We start from the raw sequence: 18242 nt of genomic DNA on the forward strand, positions 1-18242 counted from the left end.
TCAAGCAGGGGCGGAGCCGGGGCAGGAGGAGGAGAGCCCCGCCTTTGCCGCGACGGTGGAGGAGCCGAGGAAGGAGTGCACCCCCCGTTTGGACTGGTCCGGGCTGCTGCGTAGGACGTTCGCCCTAGATGTGTTCGCGTGCTTGAGGTGTGGAGGCAGGTTTAAGGGTGTTGGCGTACGTGAAGAGGGCAGGAGGGGTGAAAGCGATTGTGGAGCACCTGGGGTTGCTCACGGCGAGTGCGCACCTGGCCCCTGCGCGAGGGCCGCCCCAGAGCGCGTGGTGTTGAAGCTCAAGCCGCCACAGCCAGCCAAGAGAGCCAGGCACCTGCCGCGCCCCTCCTGAGAAGGCGGCTGGGGTAGGCGTGTACCCCAAAGTGGTTGCGCGGCCTCTCCACCGGCTTGGCACACAGCCCACATGTCCCCCTCTGCGGTCGTCCTCGGCCCTCCTCGGCCCCTCTGCACCAGCCCTCTCCTTCAACCGGCCTCCCATTTTCATATACGCTAGTGAATAGCACTGGCGCGGGACTTGCCCTGTCGCGCGGGTGTCCATTCGGGCTCACCCAGTGACCGTCGACGCAAGGAGCAGGCGGGAGTGCCATGACCGGTTCACGCTCAAACTTCAAACCCGAGCTGTCCTCGCCCCGTCAGGAAGCGCCGCGAGGCGTTGCGCCGCTGTCCCTGGGCTTCGAAGGCGCGCTGGAGGCACAGCGGCTGTCTCAGGCGCCGGAGGGGAGCGCCCGGCTGCTCAGCATCCTGGGGCCGGTCGACCATCGCCGGATCGAGTTGAGGAACACGGTCGCGCCGTGGCGGAGGGTCTGCGCCCTGCGAATCGACACCGACAACGGCACGTTCAATGGCACCGGCTGGCTGGCCGGCCCCTCGACCGTGATCACCGCCGGCCACTGCCTGCACAACGACGCTTTCGGCGGCTGGGCCCGCCAAGTCACGGTGATCCCGGGCCTGAGCTGGAACAAGCGGCCGTTCGGGGAGGTCGTCTCCACGCGCTTCTCCTGCGCCGATCCCTGGCTCCAGGCCCGCGACCGAGCGCACGACATCGGCGCCATCCATCTGGACGTCCCCCTCGGCGAGCAGGTGGGCTGGATGAAGTACGAAGCCATCGACCCCGCCGCCCTCACCCGGGCCTCGGCCGTGGTCTCCGGCTATCCGGAATACGCCGGCAGCTACGAGCACCTGCTGGTGGCCAAGGGCTTGGTGCGTACCAGCCTGGACGGCCGACTGTACTACGAGATCGACACCACCGACGGCCAGAGCGGCGGTCCGGTCTGGATCGGCGACGACGCCGCACCGACCGTGGTCGCCGTGCATGCCTACGAAGCCAACGCTACGCCCGCCGAGGTGGGCCCGGGCGTCAATTCGGGGGTGCTGCTCACCCCCAACCACCTGCGACTGATCCAAACCTGGCAAGGCGGCTGAAACCGCCCATTTGAGGAGACACCCATGTTCCCAGTACCCAGACGCCTCATTCCCCTCCTGACCGCAGCCGGCCTGTCCGGCGTCCTGCTGGGGGCCTGCGCACGGCGGGCCCCCGAAGCCCCGTCCCCGGCGGCGGCCAGCGGTCCCGTGCAGGTCCTGTCGGCCAAAGGTCTGAATCCCCAGGCCGGCGAGGCCTCGCCTCAAGGGCGGCTGCTGATCGGGCGCGGCAAGGACTACACGCCGATCGCCGAGGACCCGCAGGTGTTGTTCGCCCGGCTGGAAGGCTCGATGGCCGAGCGGCGCAAAACCGGCTGGGCCATCGTCGAGGCCCTGCTGGAGCCTCAAAAGCTGACCGTGGACGGCAAGACCTACGACGTACCCCTGTGGCACACGTGGTTCGAGGGCATGAGCGGCAATCCCGAGGTCGACCAGAAGATCAAGCTGTTCATCGCCCAGTTGGCGGCCTGCAAGGCCGACGCCGCCTGCCGCAAGACCCGCGCCGAGATCGCCCACGAGGTCATGGAGCAGAGCGGCGGGGACAAGAACCTAGTCCGCAGCCTAGTCTCGGCTAACCTGACCCAAGTGCTCAGGCAGTCCGCGGGTTTCGACCGCAGCGCGCCGGAGGAAGAGCTGGGCCAGGGCTTCACCCTGTTCAGCCCTTCGTTCGTCGAGCACGTGCTGGCCCAGGCCCAGGGCATCGAGACCTGCTCCAACAAGATTCCATGGAACCAGCCGCCTCCCAGCGCCAGCCAGTTCTCGCCCTGTGTCGACGAGTTCCCGCGCAGCGCGGTGATGGTCAAGACCAACTGGAACGAGATCAACAGCGCCAACCCCCAGGTCCACTCCCACGACACCGACGCCGCCGCGATCACCGCCGTGGTGAAGGGTGGGTCCTGGCCCAAGCCCACCCCGGCGCCGGTCGATCCCAGCGGCATCTACACGGTGCAAACCACCGACGGGAAACTGTACGGCCTGCAGTCGATCCACTTCTCGACCAAGGACACCCGCGAATGGCTCTGGATCTCGTTGTGGTGGAGCCCCAAGCCCAACGAGGACTTCGGCCAGGACCGCCCGGCCTCTCTGGCCCGGTTCAACGGTGGGGTCTGGTCGCACTACAAGATGTGCATCACCACCGCCTTCAACGAGGCCGATCCCAAGCCCTGGGGTTCCTACGAGAGCGGCCAGCCGGGTCTGGCGGCGGCGATCAAGGCCTCGTACGACGGAGTGGCCGAGCAGCGGGGCCCCGCGCCCTATGACAAGGTCACCACCTGGTGCAGCAATCCCAACCTGGAGCACCACACCGGCAACGGCCGCACCAACTGCATCGGCTGCCACCAGTATCCGGTGACCTGGAACACGCTGAAGAACCGCGAGACGAGGTTCAGCGACACCTACACCGCCGAGATGGCCGCCGAATATCCGCAGTACGGCCGCGCCCTGCGGCGCACGAACTTCCCCGCCGAGTTCGCCTGGTCGTTCGGCATGGAGTTCCAGGGCCAGATCCAGGATGCTCGGGAAGCCCAGGGCTTCCAGTGGTGAGCCCGCCAAAGGAGGACGCAATGGTTTCCTACGCCGCCGACATCCGGCCGCTGTTCAACGCCCGGGACCTGAGCTGCATGCGCCGCAAGGGCGTGAAGTTGGACGACTACCGCTGGATGTCCGATCCGACCGGCGGGGACGGCTACGACGACCACGCCAACGGCCGGATGGTGTTCGACTTCGTCCGGCCGGACGGAAGCGAACCGCGCATGCCGATGGGCGGGCCCTACTGGGAAGACGCCCAGGTGAGGCTGTACCAGCAATGGATGGACGGCGGGTTCCAGCCTTAGGTGGTCCCGCCCCGCTCGTTGATGATGTCCTCTTCCGTCACCATATTAGGCGGTAGCTGGCTCTCGCTCGTGGGCCCGAGAACGCCCCGGCTCATGCTGGCCCCCGTCAGCGAGAGCAGCACCTCGTCTAGCGCCTCCTTGGGCCTGTAGGGGGCTCCTAGCGCAGCAAGGCCCACCCGAAGTTCCGCCTCCACTTCAGCCGCCGACTGATAGCGATCTTCCGGGTTCCGCTGGATCAACCTGCGGACGATGGCGCGCAGCGGATGCACCAGCGGCTGGGTGAGCTCGTCCACTTCTTCCCGGGTGAATGTGGCAGCCCGCAGGATGCAGTCTTCGGCATGGTCCGGTAGGTCTGCCTCCATGGCCATAATCGCCGCGTCCAGAACCTTCCCCTTGACCTTCTCCGTTAGCGCCTCCTCCAAGTCGTCGGGCCGCACGGTGGCGGTGCTGTAGAGGTGTCGCCAAGTGGCCAGTTCCAGCAGCACCAGCCCCAGTGAGAACAGATCCGAGCGCGGATCGGTCTCCTCGCAGAGCAACGCCTCGGGGGAGCAATAGAACACGTCGCCTTGAGGGCGCGGCAGCGTCGTTGCCACGCGGCCCGGCAGCAGGGAGCGCGCGCGGGCAAAGTCCGTCAGTATCACCCCTCCCTCTGGCTCCAGGAAGATGCGGGCGGGGTTCAAGTCCCGATGAACGATGCCCAGCGGGGTGCCGTTCTCGTCCTTGCAGGTGTGTGCGTAGTGCAGGGCGCCCGCGACTTCGGCGCCCACGTAGAGGCAGAACGCCGGGGAGAGGAGTTTTTCGCGCATCTGCGAGTAGGTGATCAGGGTGTTGATCGAGGTGCCCTCTACACGGTCGGACACGATGTAGAGAACGCCTTGGACTTCGTAGGGCCCGAGGGTGCGGGCGATTCTCGGGTGTTGCAGGTACGTGGCGAGGTGCGCCTCTTCCCGGAGCCGTGCGCGCATCCTCTCCAGCGTGTCGGGAGCGTCTGACGACGTGGGCGGCAGAGAGCGGACGATGACTTCCCGCAGGCGCTTCTTCTCGGTGCGCTCCCAGGCTGGGACGGTCATTTCCCCAAGCTTGGATTGCGCCAACTCTTCGACCAACGGACGCGACAGATCCACCTCATACGAGAGATCGCCGTGCGAGAAGAGAATCACCCCCGGGACGCTCCAGGGTTGGCGAGAAGTAGCCATGTGGGATCGGCTCCTGGCAGCACGCGAAAGGCGCCGCGCAACGAAGAGAAACACTACCTAGCATGTGCAGAGACATGGAACGACGCCCAAGGTTAGACGCGGCGCGATCTGTGGCTACAGCATCAGCGGAACGCATCGGCAGGCCCACCTCGATGCGGGAGGGGGCCACACCTGGCCGACGCGCGTTGCCTATCCAATGCGCGCAAGCGCTCCTCCGGGCCCGGCTCACCTCCACCGCTTAACGGCCGCCGTCCCGGACACCTTGACCGCCACCGGGGCGCCCGGCTTCGAGCCTTCTTCCAGGGGCGTGCCCAATTCGCCGCTGTTCGCCAGTTCGAGGCAGATCGGCGCAGTGCGCCCGCCTGGAAGGTGGGCACGGACGTATCGTCCATAGATGCGGTCGCCAGTCGTCCACAGATGCCCATCTACCCGCATCCCCGCAGGCGCCTTGCCTTCCGCCCTGATCAGGGCCCCCGTAACGGGCCCATCCTTCCAAACGGCATCAGGTTGCTCGCGTGCCTCTTCATAGGTTCCCTTGGTCACGTCCAGCAGGATGCCAGGCCCGGGGAATTCGTAGCCCACTGACCACCCTAGCTCATGCATTGCCTTCAGGGCTCCTTCGGGACACGGCTCGGGATCCGGGCGCGTCTGCACGCCAGTGCAGCCCGCTTCAAGCCATGCGACGGAGGCCACGAGCGCCGTGCACTTCTTGATGACCGCGCGCCGTGCGCTGACTCTCTGGACTTGCTGCGGGTCGGGTACGCCATTGGTGAGAGTCGGGGAGTTGTCGGGCAGCTTCACGGACGGGCTCGCCTCCTTCTGGATAGCGAGAGGGGAGGCTAACCGTTCGGGGCGGCTTGTCGGCTTTTCGGCCAGAGGGCTTGAGGCTGGGAACTGATCCGCTGGTGTGCTCCTGGCCACGGAGGGCCGCTCGGGTTGTGCTGACGTATGCAGCAGGGAGGCGACCAGGACTGCCGCGAAGACAGAGAGCGCCAACGCCCCGAGGAACACCGGACGCAACCTCGCACGGCGCGGGCTGTGCTGCACAGGAGCCCGCGCAGCAGCAGAAGGCACGGGCGCCGCATCCGCTGACGCTACCTGCACCGGAGAAGGCACGGGCGCCGCATCCGCTGGCCACACCTGTACCGGGAGCGGATGGGAAGGGAACGGCTCCTGCGGACCCTCGGGTTGTCGCGCTTCCACTGGCAAGGGCTCCGCTTCCGGGGGCTCTGGCGGTAGCTGCGAGGATGCCGGGTGAATGGGGATCTCGCGCCAATCGGCCCCCTCATAGCGCTCCAAGTCTGCCAGGAGGCGCCGCGCATCCTTCGCCGTCGCTGGCCGCACCTCCAGGTCACGATGGATCAGCTTCATCGCGTAGGCACTCAACTCCGCTGGCACGCGCCCCTTGGTTTTCCGGAGCGGGGTAGGCGGCACCAGCAACATGCTATTGAGCACGGGCCGCTCCTCGGTGCGTTCCGGTGTGGGGTCCGTCAGCACGTCGTAAAGGTTGGCACCGAGCGCGAAAATATCGTCCGTCGCCTTGAACGCGTAACGGGCCCCATGCTTGAGGCGGTTTTCATCCCAGAAACTCTGAGCCTCGGGGCTGCGGTTGCGCGGCGTCCCTGGTGGGAGCGGCCCATCCGTCAATTCCTCGGCTGTTGCGTAGTCCGCCGCTCCAAAGTCGATGATCACCGGATCGCCGCCCTTGGTGACCATGATGTTTCTCAGGCTCAAATCCCGATGGAGCACGTTCTTAGCGTGCACGTTCTCTAGGGCATCAAACAGTTTGAGGAACAGGACGACGACTTCATGTGGCGTCGGGTGGGTCCGCTCGACCCACCGCGCGAGCGTGTAGCCGTCTACGAAATCTAGAACGATGTAGTGGAAGCCTGAGCGCGCGTCCGGCCACCGACCTTGCCCCAGCATGCGGATGATGTAGCGGTGGTTCAGTTGCTGAAGACAGGCCGCCTCGCGACGCGCGCGTGCGTCCGTCTGCTTTGGATCAATGCTGCGCTCTGTCTGACAGGCCACCTTGAGCGCGAAGCGTTGGCCATTCTTCTCCACCTCGTAGACGACGGCGTACCCGCCCCGTCCGATACGTCGGACAATGCGCCAGTCGCTCAACATTTGGCCGGGCTTCAAGTCCAAGGGATCAAAATCCGCGAACATGCTGCGCACCTCTCACCAGTGGCTACAGCGTCACCTCGGGAATGGACAGACAGCGACTCCCATCACCGTTGCACACCCGCACCGAGTGCTGCGCTCGCAGCCATGCTTCCCCCTCACGCGCGGGCATCTCCACTTCCACGGCCATGCTCACCACACCGCCCGGGGGGATGGTTGCTTGCCCTGAGAGCACCACGCGAGCGCGGCGCGGCTCGCCTCCTGCGGGCGTGACATCGGCCCACGCGGGCGCCCACGGCTCCTCCCCGGTGTTGCTCACTTCGAGGACAACCACGCTCCATGTTGCCCCTCCGAGGCCCCAGCACCGAGCGGGGCGAAGCTCCCCCCCGCGAGCCTTGATGCACCCTAGATCGAACGTTGCTCCCCTCAGGCCCTTCTCGGTCACGAAGCCCGCGAGCGCCACGGCTGCCGGACTCAAGGCTGTGGGCCGTGCCTTCAACGCCTCCAGTTCCTTGGCTTGCGCCTCGCACCGCTCGCGCGTGGTCGACAGTTCCACGCGGCACGCCTCGACGGTTTGCGGCGGGCGGCTCACGTTGACCAAGCCGTCCGCTGTGCCCGGCTGCCCGGTCAGCAGGAACACGACGCTTGCGGGTGAGCCCTCGCGGTAGGTGACTCGCAACGCGAGCCGTTCGCCAGTCCCGAGCGCCACGGCGGGCGAGAGCGTCACGCCTGCATCCCCCACCTCGAATACAGCGAAGCGGGCGCGGCCCTCCACCTGGACAGACTCACGCAGAATCGGAGCGCCAAGCAGGATCACCGTGACGGTGCCAGGCGCGACGTAGAGCACCGGGGACTCACCCGACTTGCCCATGAGAACGACGGAGCGCCCTGCAGGCGCGGCCTGTACCGTCGCTGTAAGGCCCACCAGCAGGGAGGCGAGCGCAAAACTTGGGGTGAAGGGTCGGAACAAGGCGGGGGAACCTCCCGGGTAGGCCCCCAGAGTAGCAGACAGGCTAGCGCCCCCGCGTCGAAGTCAGGCGCTGTCCATGCGCCATACGTCGGCTGCCATTCCGCGTGCCGTTCACGGCCCCACCGCGCACGCCACGACTCATGCGCGAGGGCTCCACGTGCCCAGCAGGTGAGCCTGGACGCGGGAGACTCCACCGGGCGTAACTTCACCCGTCGGGCGCACGGGGTCTACTGGCGCACAGGCCCGCCCCGATACGCGCATGGTGGCGCCGGGCGTGGGGCTATTGGTGGGCTCCGGTGGCGCCGGGCGTGGGGCCATTGGTGGGCTCCGGTGGCGCCGGGCGTGGGCTCCGGTGGCGCCGGGCGTGGGCTCCGGTGGCACCGGCCGTGGCGCCGAGCTGCACCCCGTAGAAGTCCCGTAGAAGTCCCGTATGAAGTCCCGTCACCGCTTCGCGCCCGCCACGGTTCAGCCGCACCGTGCCCTGCACCGCGCACGCGCCATCCACCCGCCCGCATGGGCCCTTGGTTGCCCGGGCGCACGCTTGCCAATCACCGCTCGCGCTTCGCCCCGCGTCTGGACACAAGGCGCTGCGCTGTGTCACTCCTGCTTTGGGTAGTTCTGGGCAGGTTGGCGAGTTTGTGAAGGGCGGGCAGGGCGATGGGTGGGAGCAACTCCCTGGAGGGGCAACCCTCCATGTGCGGCGCAGTCGTGCGCCGTTGGCTGGCCGGTGACACCACCGGCAGAAACGCCGAGAACACCGGCGAGAACCCTGGCAGAAGCTCCGGTGACAACGCTAGGAACGCCAGCAGCAACGCCGGAGCGCGTCGCTGGTCACTCCAGGCGACGCCGCAGGAGGGGGAGCGGCCATGAGCGCGCCCCCTCTGACTGCGAACACCGCGCCCGCGTTTCTCACCGTGGAGGAAGCCGCCGAACTTCTGCGGGTGAACCGGAAAACCCTCTACGAGGCGATCCGGCTCGAACAGGTGCCCGGGGTTGCACGGCTCGGGCGAATCCTCCGCATCCACCGGGACACGCTGCTAACGTGGAGCCCCGGTAACAGCAGACCTGCGCTCGGAGACACGAAGTCATGAGCGTCAGACTGCGGCAGTGGAAGACCCAGGAGGGCAAGGTGCAAGAGGCGTGGTGGGTGGACGTCAAGTACCAGCACCCCAGCGGCAGGGTGGAGCGGATCCGCAAGGCCTCGCCCATCAACACCCGCCGGGGGGCTGAAGAGTACGAGCGTCAGATCCGCCATGCGCTTCTCACCGGAACCTTCGGAAAGGAGAACGGCGCGGGTCGGGTTCCCACCCTCGGGGAGTTCGTCCCGCGCTTCCTGACGTACAGTGAGAACAACAACAAGCATTCCAGCGTCGTCACCAAGCGGCAGATCCTGGATGATCACCTACTCCCCGCGTTCGGCAACATGCCCCTTGATGCCATCGGTCCAGCGGAGATCGAAGACTTCAAGGCGGCCATGCGGAAGAAGCCCTCGGGGGCGCGCGCACGGAAGGAAACTCCCACGCGGGCGGCCCTCCTCAAGCGCAAGGGCTCCGGTGCGGTGAAGCTGCTCTCCCTCAAGTCGATCAACAACGTTCTGACGGTCCTGCACAAGTTGCTGGCACTGGCTCAAGAACAGGGCGTGCTCCAACACGTCCCGCGCGTCAAGCTGTTCAAGACGGACAAGCCCGCCTTTGACTTCCTCTCCTTCGAGGAAGCCGAGCGCCTGAGCCATGCCGCTGAGCCGGAGTGGCGGACGTTGATCCTCGTGGCGCTCAAGACGGGGCTGCGGCTTGGGGAACTGATCGGGATCCAGTGGGCAGACCTGGACTTGCAGCGCGGCAAACTCCACGTGCGCCGGACCATCTGGCGCGGCATGATGGGACTGCCCAAGGGTGGACGGGAAAGGACCGTGGACCTGCCTACGTCGGCGGTGGAAGCACTCAAGGCACACCGTCACCTGTGCGGCCCTTACGTGTTCTGCCAGCCGGACGGTCGCCCGCTCACCGCTGGGATGACCAAGCATCCGCTCCTGCGAGCGCTGCGTAGGGCAGGAGTCAGCCGCCCGGAGGGTTCCATCGGCTGGCATGACCTTCGCCACACCTACGGCAGCCACCTCGCGATGCGGGGCGTTGCTCTCAAGGTCATCCAGGAGTTGATGGGCCACGCGACCATCGAGATGACCATGAGGTACGCGCACCTGTCGCCCGAGGCGCGGGAGAGCGCGGTGCAGGAGTTGGATCGGCCCATCCCCCAGCCACGCGCCGCTCTGGGCTAGAGACGCCCGAGGGGCACACTGAGGGCACATGATGAAAACGAAGACAAAGAAAAACCCAGCAACCCTTTAAGATTGCTGGGCTTCTCGGGATGGCGGCGGCGGGAATCGAACCCGCCGCCTTCACCCGAGCGTGCGCAGCGTGTCCGCCACCCGACGCAGGTCCTCCTCGAAGTGGACCCGCGCCTGGGCCCGCGCGCGCTCGTCCGGCATGCGCAGGAGCGCAGAAGGGTGGAAGGTCGCCATCCATGCCTTCGCCCAGGGCGTGTCGAAGATCTGCCCCCGGCTCAGGTTGATGCGGAAGCCCGGCCCGAGGAAGGCCTGCGCCGCCGTGGCCCCGAGGCAGAGGATCATCTTCGGCCTCACCTGCGCCACCTCGGCATCCAGCCACGCCTTGCACGCGAGCACCTCACTTCGTCCGGGCTTCGCATGCAGACGCTGCTTCTCCTCGCCGGCCACCCACCCGAAGTGCTTCACCGCGTTGGTGACGTAGAGCTGCTCGCGCTCCAGGCCCACCGCGGCGAGCACCGTGTCGAGCAGCTGGCCCGCCGGACCGATGAAGGGCCTGCCCATCCGGTCCTCCTGGTCTCCAGGTTGTTCCCCCACGAGCATCAACCGCGCCCCCGCCGGTCCCTCGCCGAACACCGTGCGCGTGGCGCGCTCATGCAGCGGACAGGCCCGGCAGCCTTGCGCCGCCTGGGCGAGCGAGGCGAGGTCCCGGTGCTTGGGCAAGAAGCGGCTCGATTCAGAGAGCTCCAGCTTCGGGCTCACCATTCGCGAGGTGCGCTCGGGCGCCTGGCGCACCAGCTCTGGAATGAGCCGGGCCTCGGGCAGCGTGGACCAGTGCTTCTTGGGCATCTCCGCGCGCATGGCCCGCACGTTGAGCCGCGCCGGATTGAAGGTCGACGCGTAGTACGTCCCCCACAGCTCCTCCAGCGCATCCCCCTCGGGGGCTTGCGAGCGCGGCACGCCCGGCCCGTAGGTGAGTCGCTCCAGGTCCCAGGACACGCTCGCGTCCGGCGTGAGGATGCTCCAGCGCATGGAGGGAAAGCGGCGCGCGAAGAAGGGCGCCACGTAGCGCACGATGAGGTGCTCGGGGCGGTGCCACGCGATGAAGAACTCCTCGCCCTCGCGCTCCACCCGCCGGAAGCGCACGAAGGCCTTCATCTTGTGCGCGTCGCGCTGCACGCCCTTGGCCAGCATGAGCACGCGGTGCACGTCCGCGTCGCTTTCGATCTCCAACAGCTTGCGCTCCCCGTGCGTCAGCCGCCACAGCACCCGGTAGAGCAACCCCCAACGCTCCGGCGAGCGGTGACACGCCGCCTTTTCCGCCAGCTCCAGGAACGCTGGCGGCACCGACAGTCCCGTCACGGGCGCGCTCGCGGGCACCACGTCGGGTGCGAGCAGCGAGCCCTGTCCGCGCCCCTCCTCGGTGAACAGCACCTGCTGCGGGGACACGCCCCGGGCGAGCAGTCCGCGCGCCGCGTCGCGGAACGAGTCCAGGTCCGGCCCCACCTCCACCCGCATCAGAGCTCCCCGGTGAGCGCCTCTTGCGCGGAGGTGAACAGGGAGAGCTGCGTGGCGGGAGGCGTCACCCGCTCGGCGAGCCGGGCCGAGTCGATGAGCCCCGTGGGCCGGTGGTCCGCCGTCACGATGAAGGGCTTCATGCGCGTGAGGGGCACGCGCAGCCGCGCCAGGTCCGCGAGCGTGACGCGGTGCCAGCGGCGGATGCGGAGGAGCCGGTCCACCGTGCGCACGCCCATGCCCGGCACGCGCAGCAGGGCCTCGCGCGGGGCGCGGTTCACGTCCACGGGGAACGCCTCACGCCGGCGCAACGCCCACGCGAGCTTCGGGTCCAGCTCCAGGGACAGGTCTGGCTGCTCGGGCGGCGCGAGCTCGTCCACGCGAAAGCCATAGAAGCGCAGGAGCCAGTCCGCCTGGTACAGCCGGTGCTCGCGCACGAGCGGCGGTGCCTTCGCGGGCAGGCGGGCGTCCACGAGCGGGATGGGGCTGTAGGCCGAGTAGTACACCCGCTTGAGCTTGAAGCGCGTGTAGAGGCGGCTCGCGGTGTCGAGGATGGCCGCGTCCGGCGTGGGCGTGGCGCCGACGATCATCTGCGTGCTCTGGCCCGCGGGGGCGAACTTCGGCGCCTTGGGGCTCTCCTTGCGCTCGGCCTTGGACTGCTCCACCCGGGCGGAGATCTCCTTCATCGTCCCGCCGGTGACCGCGAAGCTCTTCTCCGGCGCGAGCTTCTTCAGGTCGCCGTCCGTCGGCAGCTCGATGTTGGCGCTCAGCCGGTCCGCGTACCGTCCCGCCTTGTCGATGAGCTCCCTGGACGCGCCCGGCACCGCCTTGAGGTGGATGTAGCCCTGGAAGCCGTGCACCTCGCGCAGCGTGCGCGTCACCTCGATGAGCTGCTCCATCGTGTAGTCCGGGCTCTTGATGACGCCGGAGCTCAGGAACAGGCCTTCGATGTAGTTGCGCTTGTAGAAGTCGAGCGTGAGCCGCACCACCTCCGCGGGCGTGAAGCGCGCCCGGGCGGTGTCGCTGGAAATGCGGTTGATGCAATACTGGCAATCGTAGATGCAGAAGTTGGTGAGCAGGAGCTTGAGCAATGACACGCACCGGCCATCCGGCGTGTAGCTGTGACAGATGCCCATGCCCTCGACGCTGCCGAGACCTTCCTTCGCCGCCTTGCGTTTGCCGCCGCTGCTCGAACACGAGGCGTCGTACTTGGCGGCATCGGCGAGGATCTCCAGCTTCTTGCGCACGTCCATGGAGACAACCCTAGCCACCACCCCTGACGCGCGAGGCCGTGAAAGGCTCTCATGAGCAGGGAGGCAAGGGGGCTCCCTCTCCGCCTGCCTGGACAGCTGACGAGGCCCTGTCGCGCGGCCGTCCCGGGACGGCGGGAGCTCACTTGGTGTGGGAGGTCCCAGGCGTCTTGACGCCGACGTCCACGCGGGACGAGAGGCTCACCCCGATCCCTCCCTCATCGGAGGGCTCCAGCTTCACCAGGACTGGCTTCTCCTCCAGCTTCTTGCGGTACTCCTCCACCAGCTCCTGGTGGTTCAGGGGAATGCAGGACAGGCACGCGACCTTCTCGGCGTCCATCGCATTCTCCAGCGGGCCTGTCTGCGGGAGCCCGCGCTGGATGACCAGCCCGCCGGCCGTCTTCAGCTTCTCGATGACGCGCTGCAGGCTGGCGACCTGTTTTTCAATCTTGTCCCGCGACAGCTCTTTCGCCCGCTTCTCGACCTGCCGCGCGACATTCTCTTTTTCGTGCTGCTTGAGCTTCCTGTTTGGATACCACTGCGCGCTCAGCGTCGCTTCGGTCTCCTTCTTGAAGGTGCTGACATAACGCACCGCCAGCTCCTCCACGGAGAGGTCCTTGATCGCGGAGTACTGGGCGATGCTGCTGCTCCTGGGGTCAATGCCAAGCATGGTCATGGCCCAGGACGGCAGCGCATATTCGCTCATGAACAAGCCGCCACCCGTGTTCTGATCGTAGCCAGGCAAGAGCTTGCAGCTGGGATTGATGTGGTAGTACTTGCCCTTGCCATACCAGAAGACCTGGTCGGAGATGTCCTCGGTCTTCACGCCTGGACGATGGGTCCCTGTCTCCGGCCGTGGATTCTCCGGGAGCGCGAAGACCTTGTCGGTAACCCCGAGGTACCCCGCCTTCAGTCGGGCAAAGAGAAGGTCGCACAGGCTGTTGAACGTCAGGCCCTTGAGCCCCTCGTCCGACAGGTTGGACTCGACCCAATGGATGACGAGCGCCACCTCGCGGCGCGGCACCGCATGCCGCTGGGGCAGGGACAGGAAGTTCTGCCTGTATTGCTCGCCCTCTTTCCCTTTGGCCATCTGCTCGCGCATGGCCATGTTCCCGGAGCCGGTGCCGTGCACCGCGTAGGGGTACTTCCCGCCGTACCATTCATGCTCCAGCGTGTCCGTGCGCGTGCTGTCCCTCCCATTGTCCCAGTTCAGCGCCTCTCCCGAGGAGGTGACCCGGTGGAAGGCCGTGGCGAAGGAGAAGGCCTTGGCCCCCGTTCTTCCGTACTGCTTGCCGTGCTGGATGAGATCGAGCATCAGCAGGTTGATCAGCAGGGCGGAGGGGAAGCGCGAAGCCTCCATGCCGAACATCAGCGCCACGGTGCCGGTCAGGAACGCCAGATCCTTCGGGTGGTAGTCCGTGCCGGGCTTCTTTCCATCCAGGATGGCGAGCATGTCCTCGGCGATCTGCCGGTCCTCGGCCCCTTGTTCGAGCAGTCCGGTGAAGCCCGAGTGGATCTCGCCATAGTTCAGGTCGTCCTGCTCCTTGTAATAATAGACGCGCTCGGACCACACACGCGGCTCCTCCGGGAAGTTGGAGTAGCTGAAGAGGGCGTCGTGCGACCCGCGGGAGAGAAGCGAGACGGCGCAGGGCAGCAGCAGCTTCGAGAAGTTGTCTCCGCGCACCGCGAAATCAGGATTGAGCGCAGGCCACGCCGCGGGCTTCTGGATGATCAACCACGGGATCGTCTTCGTCACCGAAGGCGTTCTCCGACGCAGGACTTCATCGTGGACCTTGATCTTCAGCTCCAGGTCCACCGCCTGATGGGTGTCGGTCTGCTCGCGGCATTTCTTGATGATGGCCGCGACGACCGTGTCGACGGCCCTCAAGATCTGGGTGAACGGAAGAATCCCCGTGTTTGTCTGGATCTGATGCTTCATCGCGGGCCTCTGGCCCGAGCGCTTGGGGATGCCCTCATCCGTCGCTCGGCGCGCAACCGGGTGGCCTATCTATGGTAGCGCGAACAAGGACAGACCGGTCAACCGCGGCTCATCCCTTCAGGAACGTGCCGTGGAAGCCCAGTGGCAGCGCGCGGGGCAGGGTGGCGAGCGCGACGGGCCCATCCTCAAGGTGCTCCGCGTCGAAGGCCGCCAGGCGCGTGTGGCCGCGCGTGCAGTCCAGCGACGTGCCCAAGAGCCAGCCCTGGCCCTCCCGTGACCCCGTGGGCACGAAGAGGTGCTCCTCGGCGATGATGCCCGGGCCGTAGTCGAAGCGCTGCACCTTGTCGCGCTCGACGTCGATGCGCGCGATGACGCCCCCATGCGGGAGCACGGCGTCCGGGTCCTCCATCACGACGAAGTGCGCGCTCCCGCGCCGTCCCGGGACGCGCGCGTCCACGACCGGGAACTCCGCGCAGTGGGAGCTGCGCAGGATCCGGCCCTGGCCGGCGCCCAGGGGAATCTCCAGCTGTGCCAGCCGCGCCGGTGGGCGCTCCTTCACCCGGCCCTGGATGTCCTGGGCCACTGTCAGGTGCATGAAGTGCGAGTCCTCGTACCAGCAGGCGTACGCGCGCAGCCGGTCTCCGTCCTCCCACGCATGGCCGAAATGGAAGACGAAGCCCGCGGGCAGCTCCCGGCGCACGACGCGCGTCAGGTCCGCCTTGTCCACCACGAGCACCGTCGTGCCCAGCGACGGCTGCCAGGCCTTCTTGTCGAACCACGTCAGGTCGCGCGTGTCGTCCCACAGCAGCGGCGCGAGCACCACGATGAGGTGGCGCTCGGTCTGCGCGAAGGCGTGCGCATAACCGGGGATGGGCATGGGCAGGGACGCGAACTGGAGCATCCGCCCGTCGGCGCTGAAGTGATACAGCATCATCAGGCCCTGCTCACCGGCGTACGGGGCGAGCCCGAAGTTCCAGTAGCTGCCGTCGCGCTCGGGCAACGGGTGCGCGGAGAAGGGCACGCCGGTCAGCTCCTCGGACCAGTCCTTCGTGCCGCGCGTCTCGAGCGTCGCCGGGTCCAGCCGGTACGCGGAGCCCGCCTCCCAGAGCGCGAGCAGCTCGCCGCCCACCATGAGCACCGACGTATTGGCCACGTTATGGGCGTCGTTGCCGCGCGCGGGCAGCTCGGCGGTGCCCAGCGCGTAGTGGCCCAGTCGCTCCTCATTCTGGAACTTGAAGGTCGACACGAAGCGCCCGTGGTGCGTGACGCCACGGGATGAGACGCGGAAGGACTGCACCATGCCGTCACCGTCGAACCAGTGGCGCACCCGCTGGCCCGCGCGCTCCAGGCGGGCGGGGCCATTGCGGTACAGCGTGCCGTGCAGTGCGTCCGGGAAGCGGCCCTTGACGTGCGCTTCCACGGGCGCCAGCGCCGCTGGCGTCACGGAGCGCCACCCCAGGGCCCAGTCGGGGGCCGAGGACGGCGTGGCGGCGGGCCGGGGGCCCGAGGCGCAGCCGGAGACCAGCGCGGCGCCCATCCCCTTCAACAGTGTGCGGCGGTCCATGGCGCGAGTCCTCAGAACACCGTCAGGGTGAGCAGCGTGCCGTCGGGCGCCAGCGTGAACTTCGCCTCATCGAACTCGGGCTTTCCGCGCGCGCCCACGTTGTTGCTGAAGCCGTAGCCCTCCTTGGGGATGCCGATGAAGTTGGTGTCGAGCTTGTTGTTGTCATTGGCATCATGGAACAGGCTCACGGCGTAGGTGCCCGGCGCGAGGTCCGGGATGGTGACGGTCACCTTCGCGTCCTTCACCTCCACGGAGCGAATGGCCACGGGCTTGCCCTTGTCGTTGAACGACGCCGCGTCGGCGTGCACGGCGATGAGGACGTGGCCCGTCTTCTTCGTCAGGCCCTGGATGTCCAGGGTGAGCGTCGCGGCGTGAACGTTGGCGGCCAGCAGCAGGGAAGCGGCGATCAGGGTCTTCATGGTGGGCCTCGGGTGTGGCGGGTGGATGCGAGGCAATATGAAGGGACGCGCCAGGGGGCACATGTGCCTGAAGTCACATGCGGACGTTTTCTTTCCGCGCGCCCTCCGTGGATGGCCCCGCGCCATGAAGGCCCTTCACGGAAAAAGCCCGGCCATCCCTCGCGGGCGCCGGGCTTTCTTGATGAGACCTTGGCTGAGAAAGGCCTAGCAGGTCTTGTTGTAGAGCGCGATGCAGTTGTCCTTGAACTGCTGCAAGCTGCACTTGCCGTTCTGCTGACAGGTTGCCCACCCGTTGTAGCGCGGGTCCCGACAGTACAGGAGCGTGACCCAGCAGCCGGCACCCATCGCGGAGACGTCGCCGCTCGAATCCCCCATCGACGCCAGCGGCTCTTCCGAGCTCATGGGGCCGAAGTCCAGGTTGATGCTCTGACCGGACTCGGTCGTCACCGTCTGCACGGAGTCCGACGAGGGCTCTTCCCCCGCACCACATCCCATGAGCGGAACCGCGGCCAGCATGAGTCCCAGGAGCAACTTTTTCATTGTCGTTCTTTCTCCCTCAGAGAAACCAAGAACGCCTGAGGGGGCGTCGCCATGTGGATGGACCGCCTCCACGCCCGGGATTCTAAACCAGAGCAAGACCGCGTAAACATGCAAAAGCAGAAATATCAGCTAGAACACAAAATCATGTTCTTGGAATTCGCGCGAGCGTGGGCCTGTTCTCCGTGCTTGCTCGACGTATCCTTTCTCGCCCGTCGCGTGTCTCTCCGTCATGAGCACTGAGTCACAAGACCCGCTGGGCGGCACCGTCAAGGCGTCCTGGCGCCTTTTCCTCGACACCTACGAGCCACTCCGCCCGGACCTCTACCGGTACTGCCGGCAGCTGACGCGCAGTCCCTGGGATGCCGAGGACATGGCCCAGGAGACGATGGCCCGCGCGTTCGCGAGTCTCGGCATCATGGCGGAGCCGCCGCGCAGCCCACGCGCGTGGCTCTTCCGGGTCGCGAGCAACCTGTGGCTCAACCGGATGCGTCAGGCGCGAGAGGCACCGGCCCCCGACGGCGTCGAGGTCCCGGAGCCGGCAACGCGCGCCGAGCCTCGCGCGACGCGTGAGGCCGCGGGGACGCTGCTGTCGCAGCTCTCACCGCAGGAGCGCGCCGCGGTCGTGCTCAAGGATGCCTTCGGGCTGTCACTCGAGGAGACCGCCGAGGCGCTCTCCACCACGACCGGAGCCATCAAGGCCGCCCTGCACAGGGGGCGGGCGAAGCTGGTGACGCCGGAACCGGACGCGCCGGCTCCGGTGGCGCCCGCCGTCCTCAACGCCTTCTGCGACGCCTTCAACGCGCGGGACCTCGATCGTCTCACGGCGCTCCTGCTCGATACGGCGACCCTGGAGTATCCGGGCTTCAAGATCGAGTACGGGGCCCGGGCGGTCAGGGACGGCTCGTTCCAGGGAACGCTCTTCGGCTGTCCCGAGGGCGGCTACGTGCTCGCGGAGCCGCCTCGTTGCGAGCTCCGCGCGCACCGTGGCGAGTCGCTCTTCCTCTGGTGGTCGGGAGACGAAGTGCATGCCGTCGTGCGGGTGGAGCTGGACGGCGACCGCATCGCGCGGCTGCGGGACTACTACCATTCGCCCGAGGTCCTGACCGAGGTCTGCCGCGAGCTCGACGTCCCCTTCCGCACGCACGGCTACCACCCTGCTGCCTCACCTTGAAAGAGCTGCC

Annotated in this window: 15 protein-coding genes; 6 read left to right on the forward strand and 9 right to left on the reverse strand. The window is 67.2% G+C overall.

Features of this window, described 5'->3' with window-relative positions; translation table 11 throughout:
- Positions 1 to 597: 597 nt before the first annotated feature.
- The 3 genes from NR792_RS03685 to NR792_RS03695 are packed head-to-tail and all read left to right on the forward strand — an operon-like array spanning position 598 to position 3263.
- Positions 598 to 1434: a trypsin-like serine peptidase gene (locus NR792_RS03685; RefSeq protein ID WP_375758677.1), complete on the forward strand. Its 837-nt coding sequence runs from the start codon at positions 598 to 600 to the stop codon at positions 1432 to 1434.
- Between the two features lie 24 nt (positions 1435 to 1458).
- Complete coding sequence (locus NR792_RS03690; RefSeq protein WP_375758678.1) at positions 1459 to 2973, forward strand: hypothetical protein; 1515 nt, start codon at positions 1459 to 1461, stop codon at positions 2971 to 2973.
- Between the two features lie 20 nt (positions 2974 to 2993).
- Complete coding sequence (locus tag NR792_RS03695) at positions 2994 to 3263, forward strand: hypothetical protein (protein WP_375758679.1); 270 nt, start codon at positions 2994 to 2996, stop codon at positions 3261 to 3263.
- Here NR792_RS03695 and NR792_RS03700 read toward each other — a convergent pair.
- The 3 genes from NR792_RS03700 to NR792_RS03710 form a co-directional block, all read right to left on the reverse strand.
- Positions 3260 to 4459: a serine/threonine protein kinase gene (locus NR792_RS03700; protein WP_375758680.1), complete on the reverse strand. Its 1200-nt coding sequence runs from the start codon at positions 4457 to 4459 to the stop codon at positions 3260 to 3262. The genes NR792_RS03695 and NR792_RS03700 overlap by 4 nt on opposite strands.
- 225 nt (positions 4460 to 4684) lie before the next feature.
- Positions 4685 to 6628 (reverse strand): serine/threonine protein kinase, encoded by a 1944-nt coding sequence (locus NR792_RS03705; RefSeq protein WP_375758681.1) that lies wholly within the window; start codon positions 6626 to 6628, stop codon positions 4685 to 4687.
- A gap of 22 nt (positions 6629 to 6650) precedes the next feature.
- Entirely contained in the window at positions 6651 to 7553 is a 903-nt protein-coding gene (locus tag NR792_RS03710) for a DUF2381 family protein (protein WP_375758682.1), read from the reverse strand.
- A gap of 866 nt (positions 7554 to 8419) precedes the next feature.
- Here NR792_RS03710 and NR792_RS03715 point away from each other — a divergent pair.
- Both NR792_RS03715 and NR792_RS03720 read left to right on the forward strand, forming a co-directional pair.
- On the forward strand, positions 8420 to 8644 hold the full coding sequence (locus tag NR792_RS03715; protein ID WP_375758683.1) for a helix-turn-helix domain-containing protein: 225 nt from the start codon (positions 8420 to 8422) through the stop codon (positions 8642 to 8644).
- Positions 8641 to 9828, forward strand: a complete 1188-nt coding sequence (locus tag NR792_RS03720; protein ID WP_375758684.1) for a tyrosine-type recombinase/integrase — start codon at positions 8641 to 8643, stop codon at positions 9826 to 9828. The genes NR792_RS03715 and NR792_RS03720 overlap by 4 nt, the downstream gene beginning before the upstream one ends.
- 120 nt (positions 9829 to 9948) lie before the next feature.
- Here the strand turns inward: NR792_RS03720 and NR792_RS03725 are convergent, their stop codons facing one another.
- The 6 genes from NR792_RS03725 to NR792_RS03750 all read right to left on the reverse strand — a co-directional run bounded on the left by NR792_RS03725 (position 9949) and on the right by NR792_RS03750 (position 17061).
- On the reverse strand, positions 9949 to 11352 hold the full coding sequence (locus tag NR792_RS03725) for a UdgX family uracil-DNA binding protein (protein WP_375758685.1): 1404 nt from the start codon (positions 11350 to 11352) through the stop codon (positions 9949 to 9951).
- Entirely contained in the window at positions 11352 to 12602 is a 1251-nt protein-coding gene (locus NR792_RS03730) for a putative DNA modification/repair radical SAM protein (RefSeq protein ID WP_375758686.1), read from the reverse strand. The genes NR792_RS03725 and NR792_RS03730 overlap by 1 nt, the downstream gene beginning before the upstream one ends.
- Before the next feature lie 139 nt (positions 12603 to 12741).
- Positions 12742 to 14538: a hypothetical protein gene (locus NR792_RS03735; protein ID WP_375758687.1), complete on the reverse strand. Its 1797-nt coding sequence runs from the start codon at positions 14536 to 14538 to the stop codon at positions 12742 to 12744.
- A gap of 109 nt (positions 14539 to 14647) precedes the next feature.
- Positions 14648 to 16102 (reverse strand): carotenoid oxygenase family protein, encoded by a 1455-nt coding sequence (locus tag NR792_RS03740; RefSeq protein WP_375758688.1) that lies wholly within the window; start codon positions 16100 to 16102, stop codon positions 14648 to 14650.
- A gap of 11 nt (positions 16103 to 16113) precedes the next feature.
- A complete protein-coding gene (locus tag NR792_RS03745; RefSeq protein ID WP_375758689.1) occupies positions 16114 to 16521 on the reverse strand; it encodes a DUF2141 domain-containing protein in 408 nt (135 codons plus the stop codon).
- A gap of 204 nt (positions 16522 to 16725) precedes the next feature.
- Positions 16726 to 17061 carry a hypothetical protein gene (locus NR792_RS03750; protein WP_375758690.1) on the reverse strand — a complete coding sequence of 112 codons (336 nt, stop codon included), beginning with the start codon at positions 17059 to 17061 and terminating at the stop codon, positions 16726 to 16728.
- Between the two features lie 229 nt (positions 17062 to 17290).
- On the opposite strand from NR792_RS03750, the gene NR792_RS03755 reads away from it, so the two are divergent.
- Entirely contained in the window at positions 17291 to 18232 is a 942-nt protein-coding gene (locus tag NR792_RS03755) for a sigma-70 family RNA polymerase sigma factor (RefSeq protein ID WP_375758691.1), read from the forward strand.
- Positions 18233 to 18242 lie beyond the last annotated feature (10 nt).

It is taken from the genome of Corallococcus exercitus (genome assembly GCF_042231735.1).
GTDB lineage: Bacteria > Myxococcota > Myxococcia > Myxococcales > Myxococcaceae > Corallococcus > Corallococcus exercitus_B.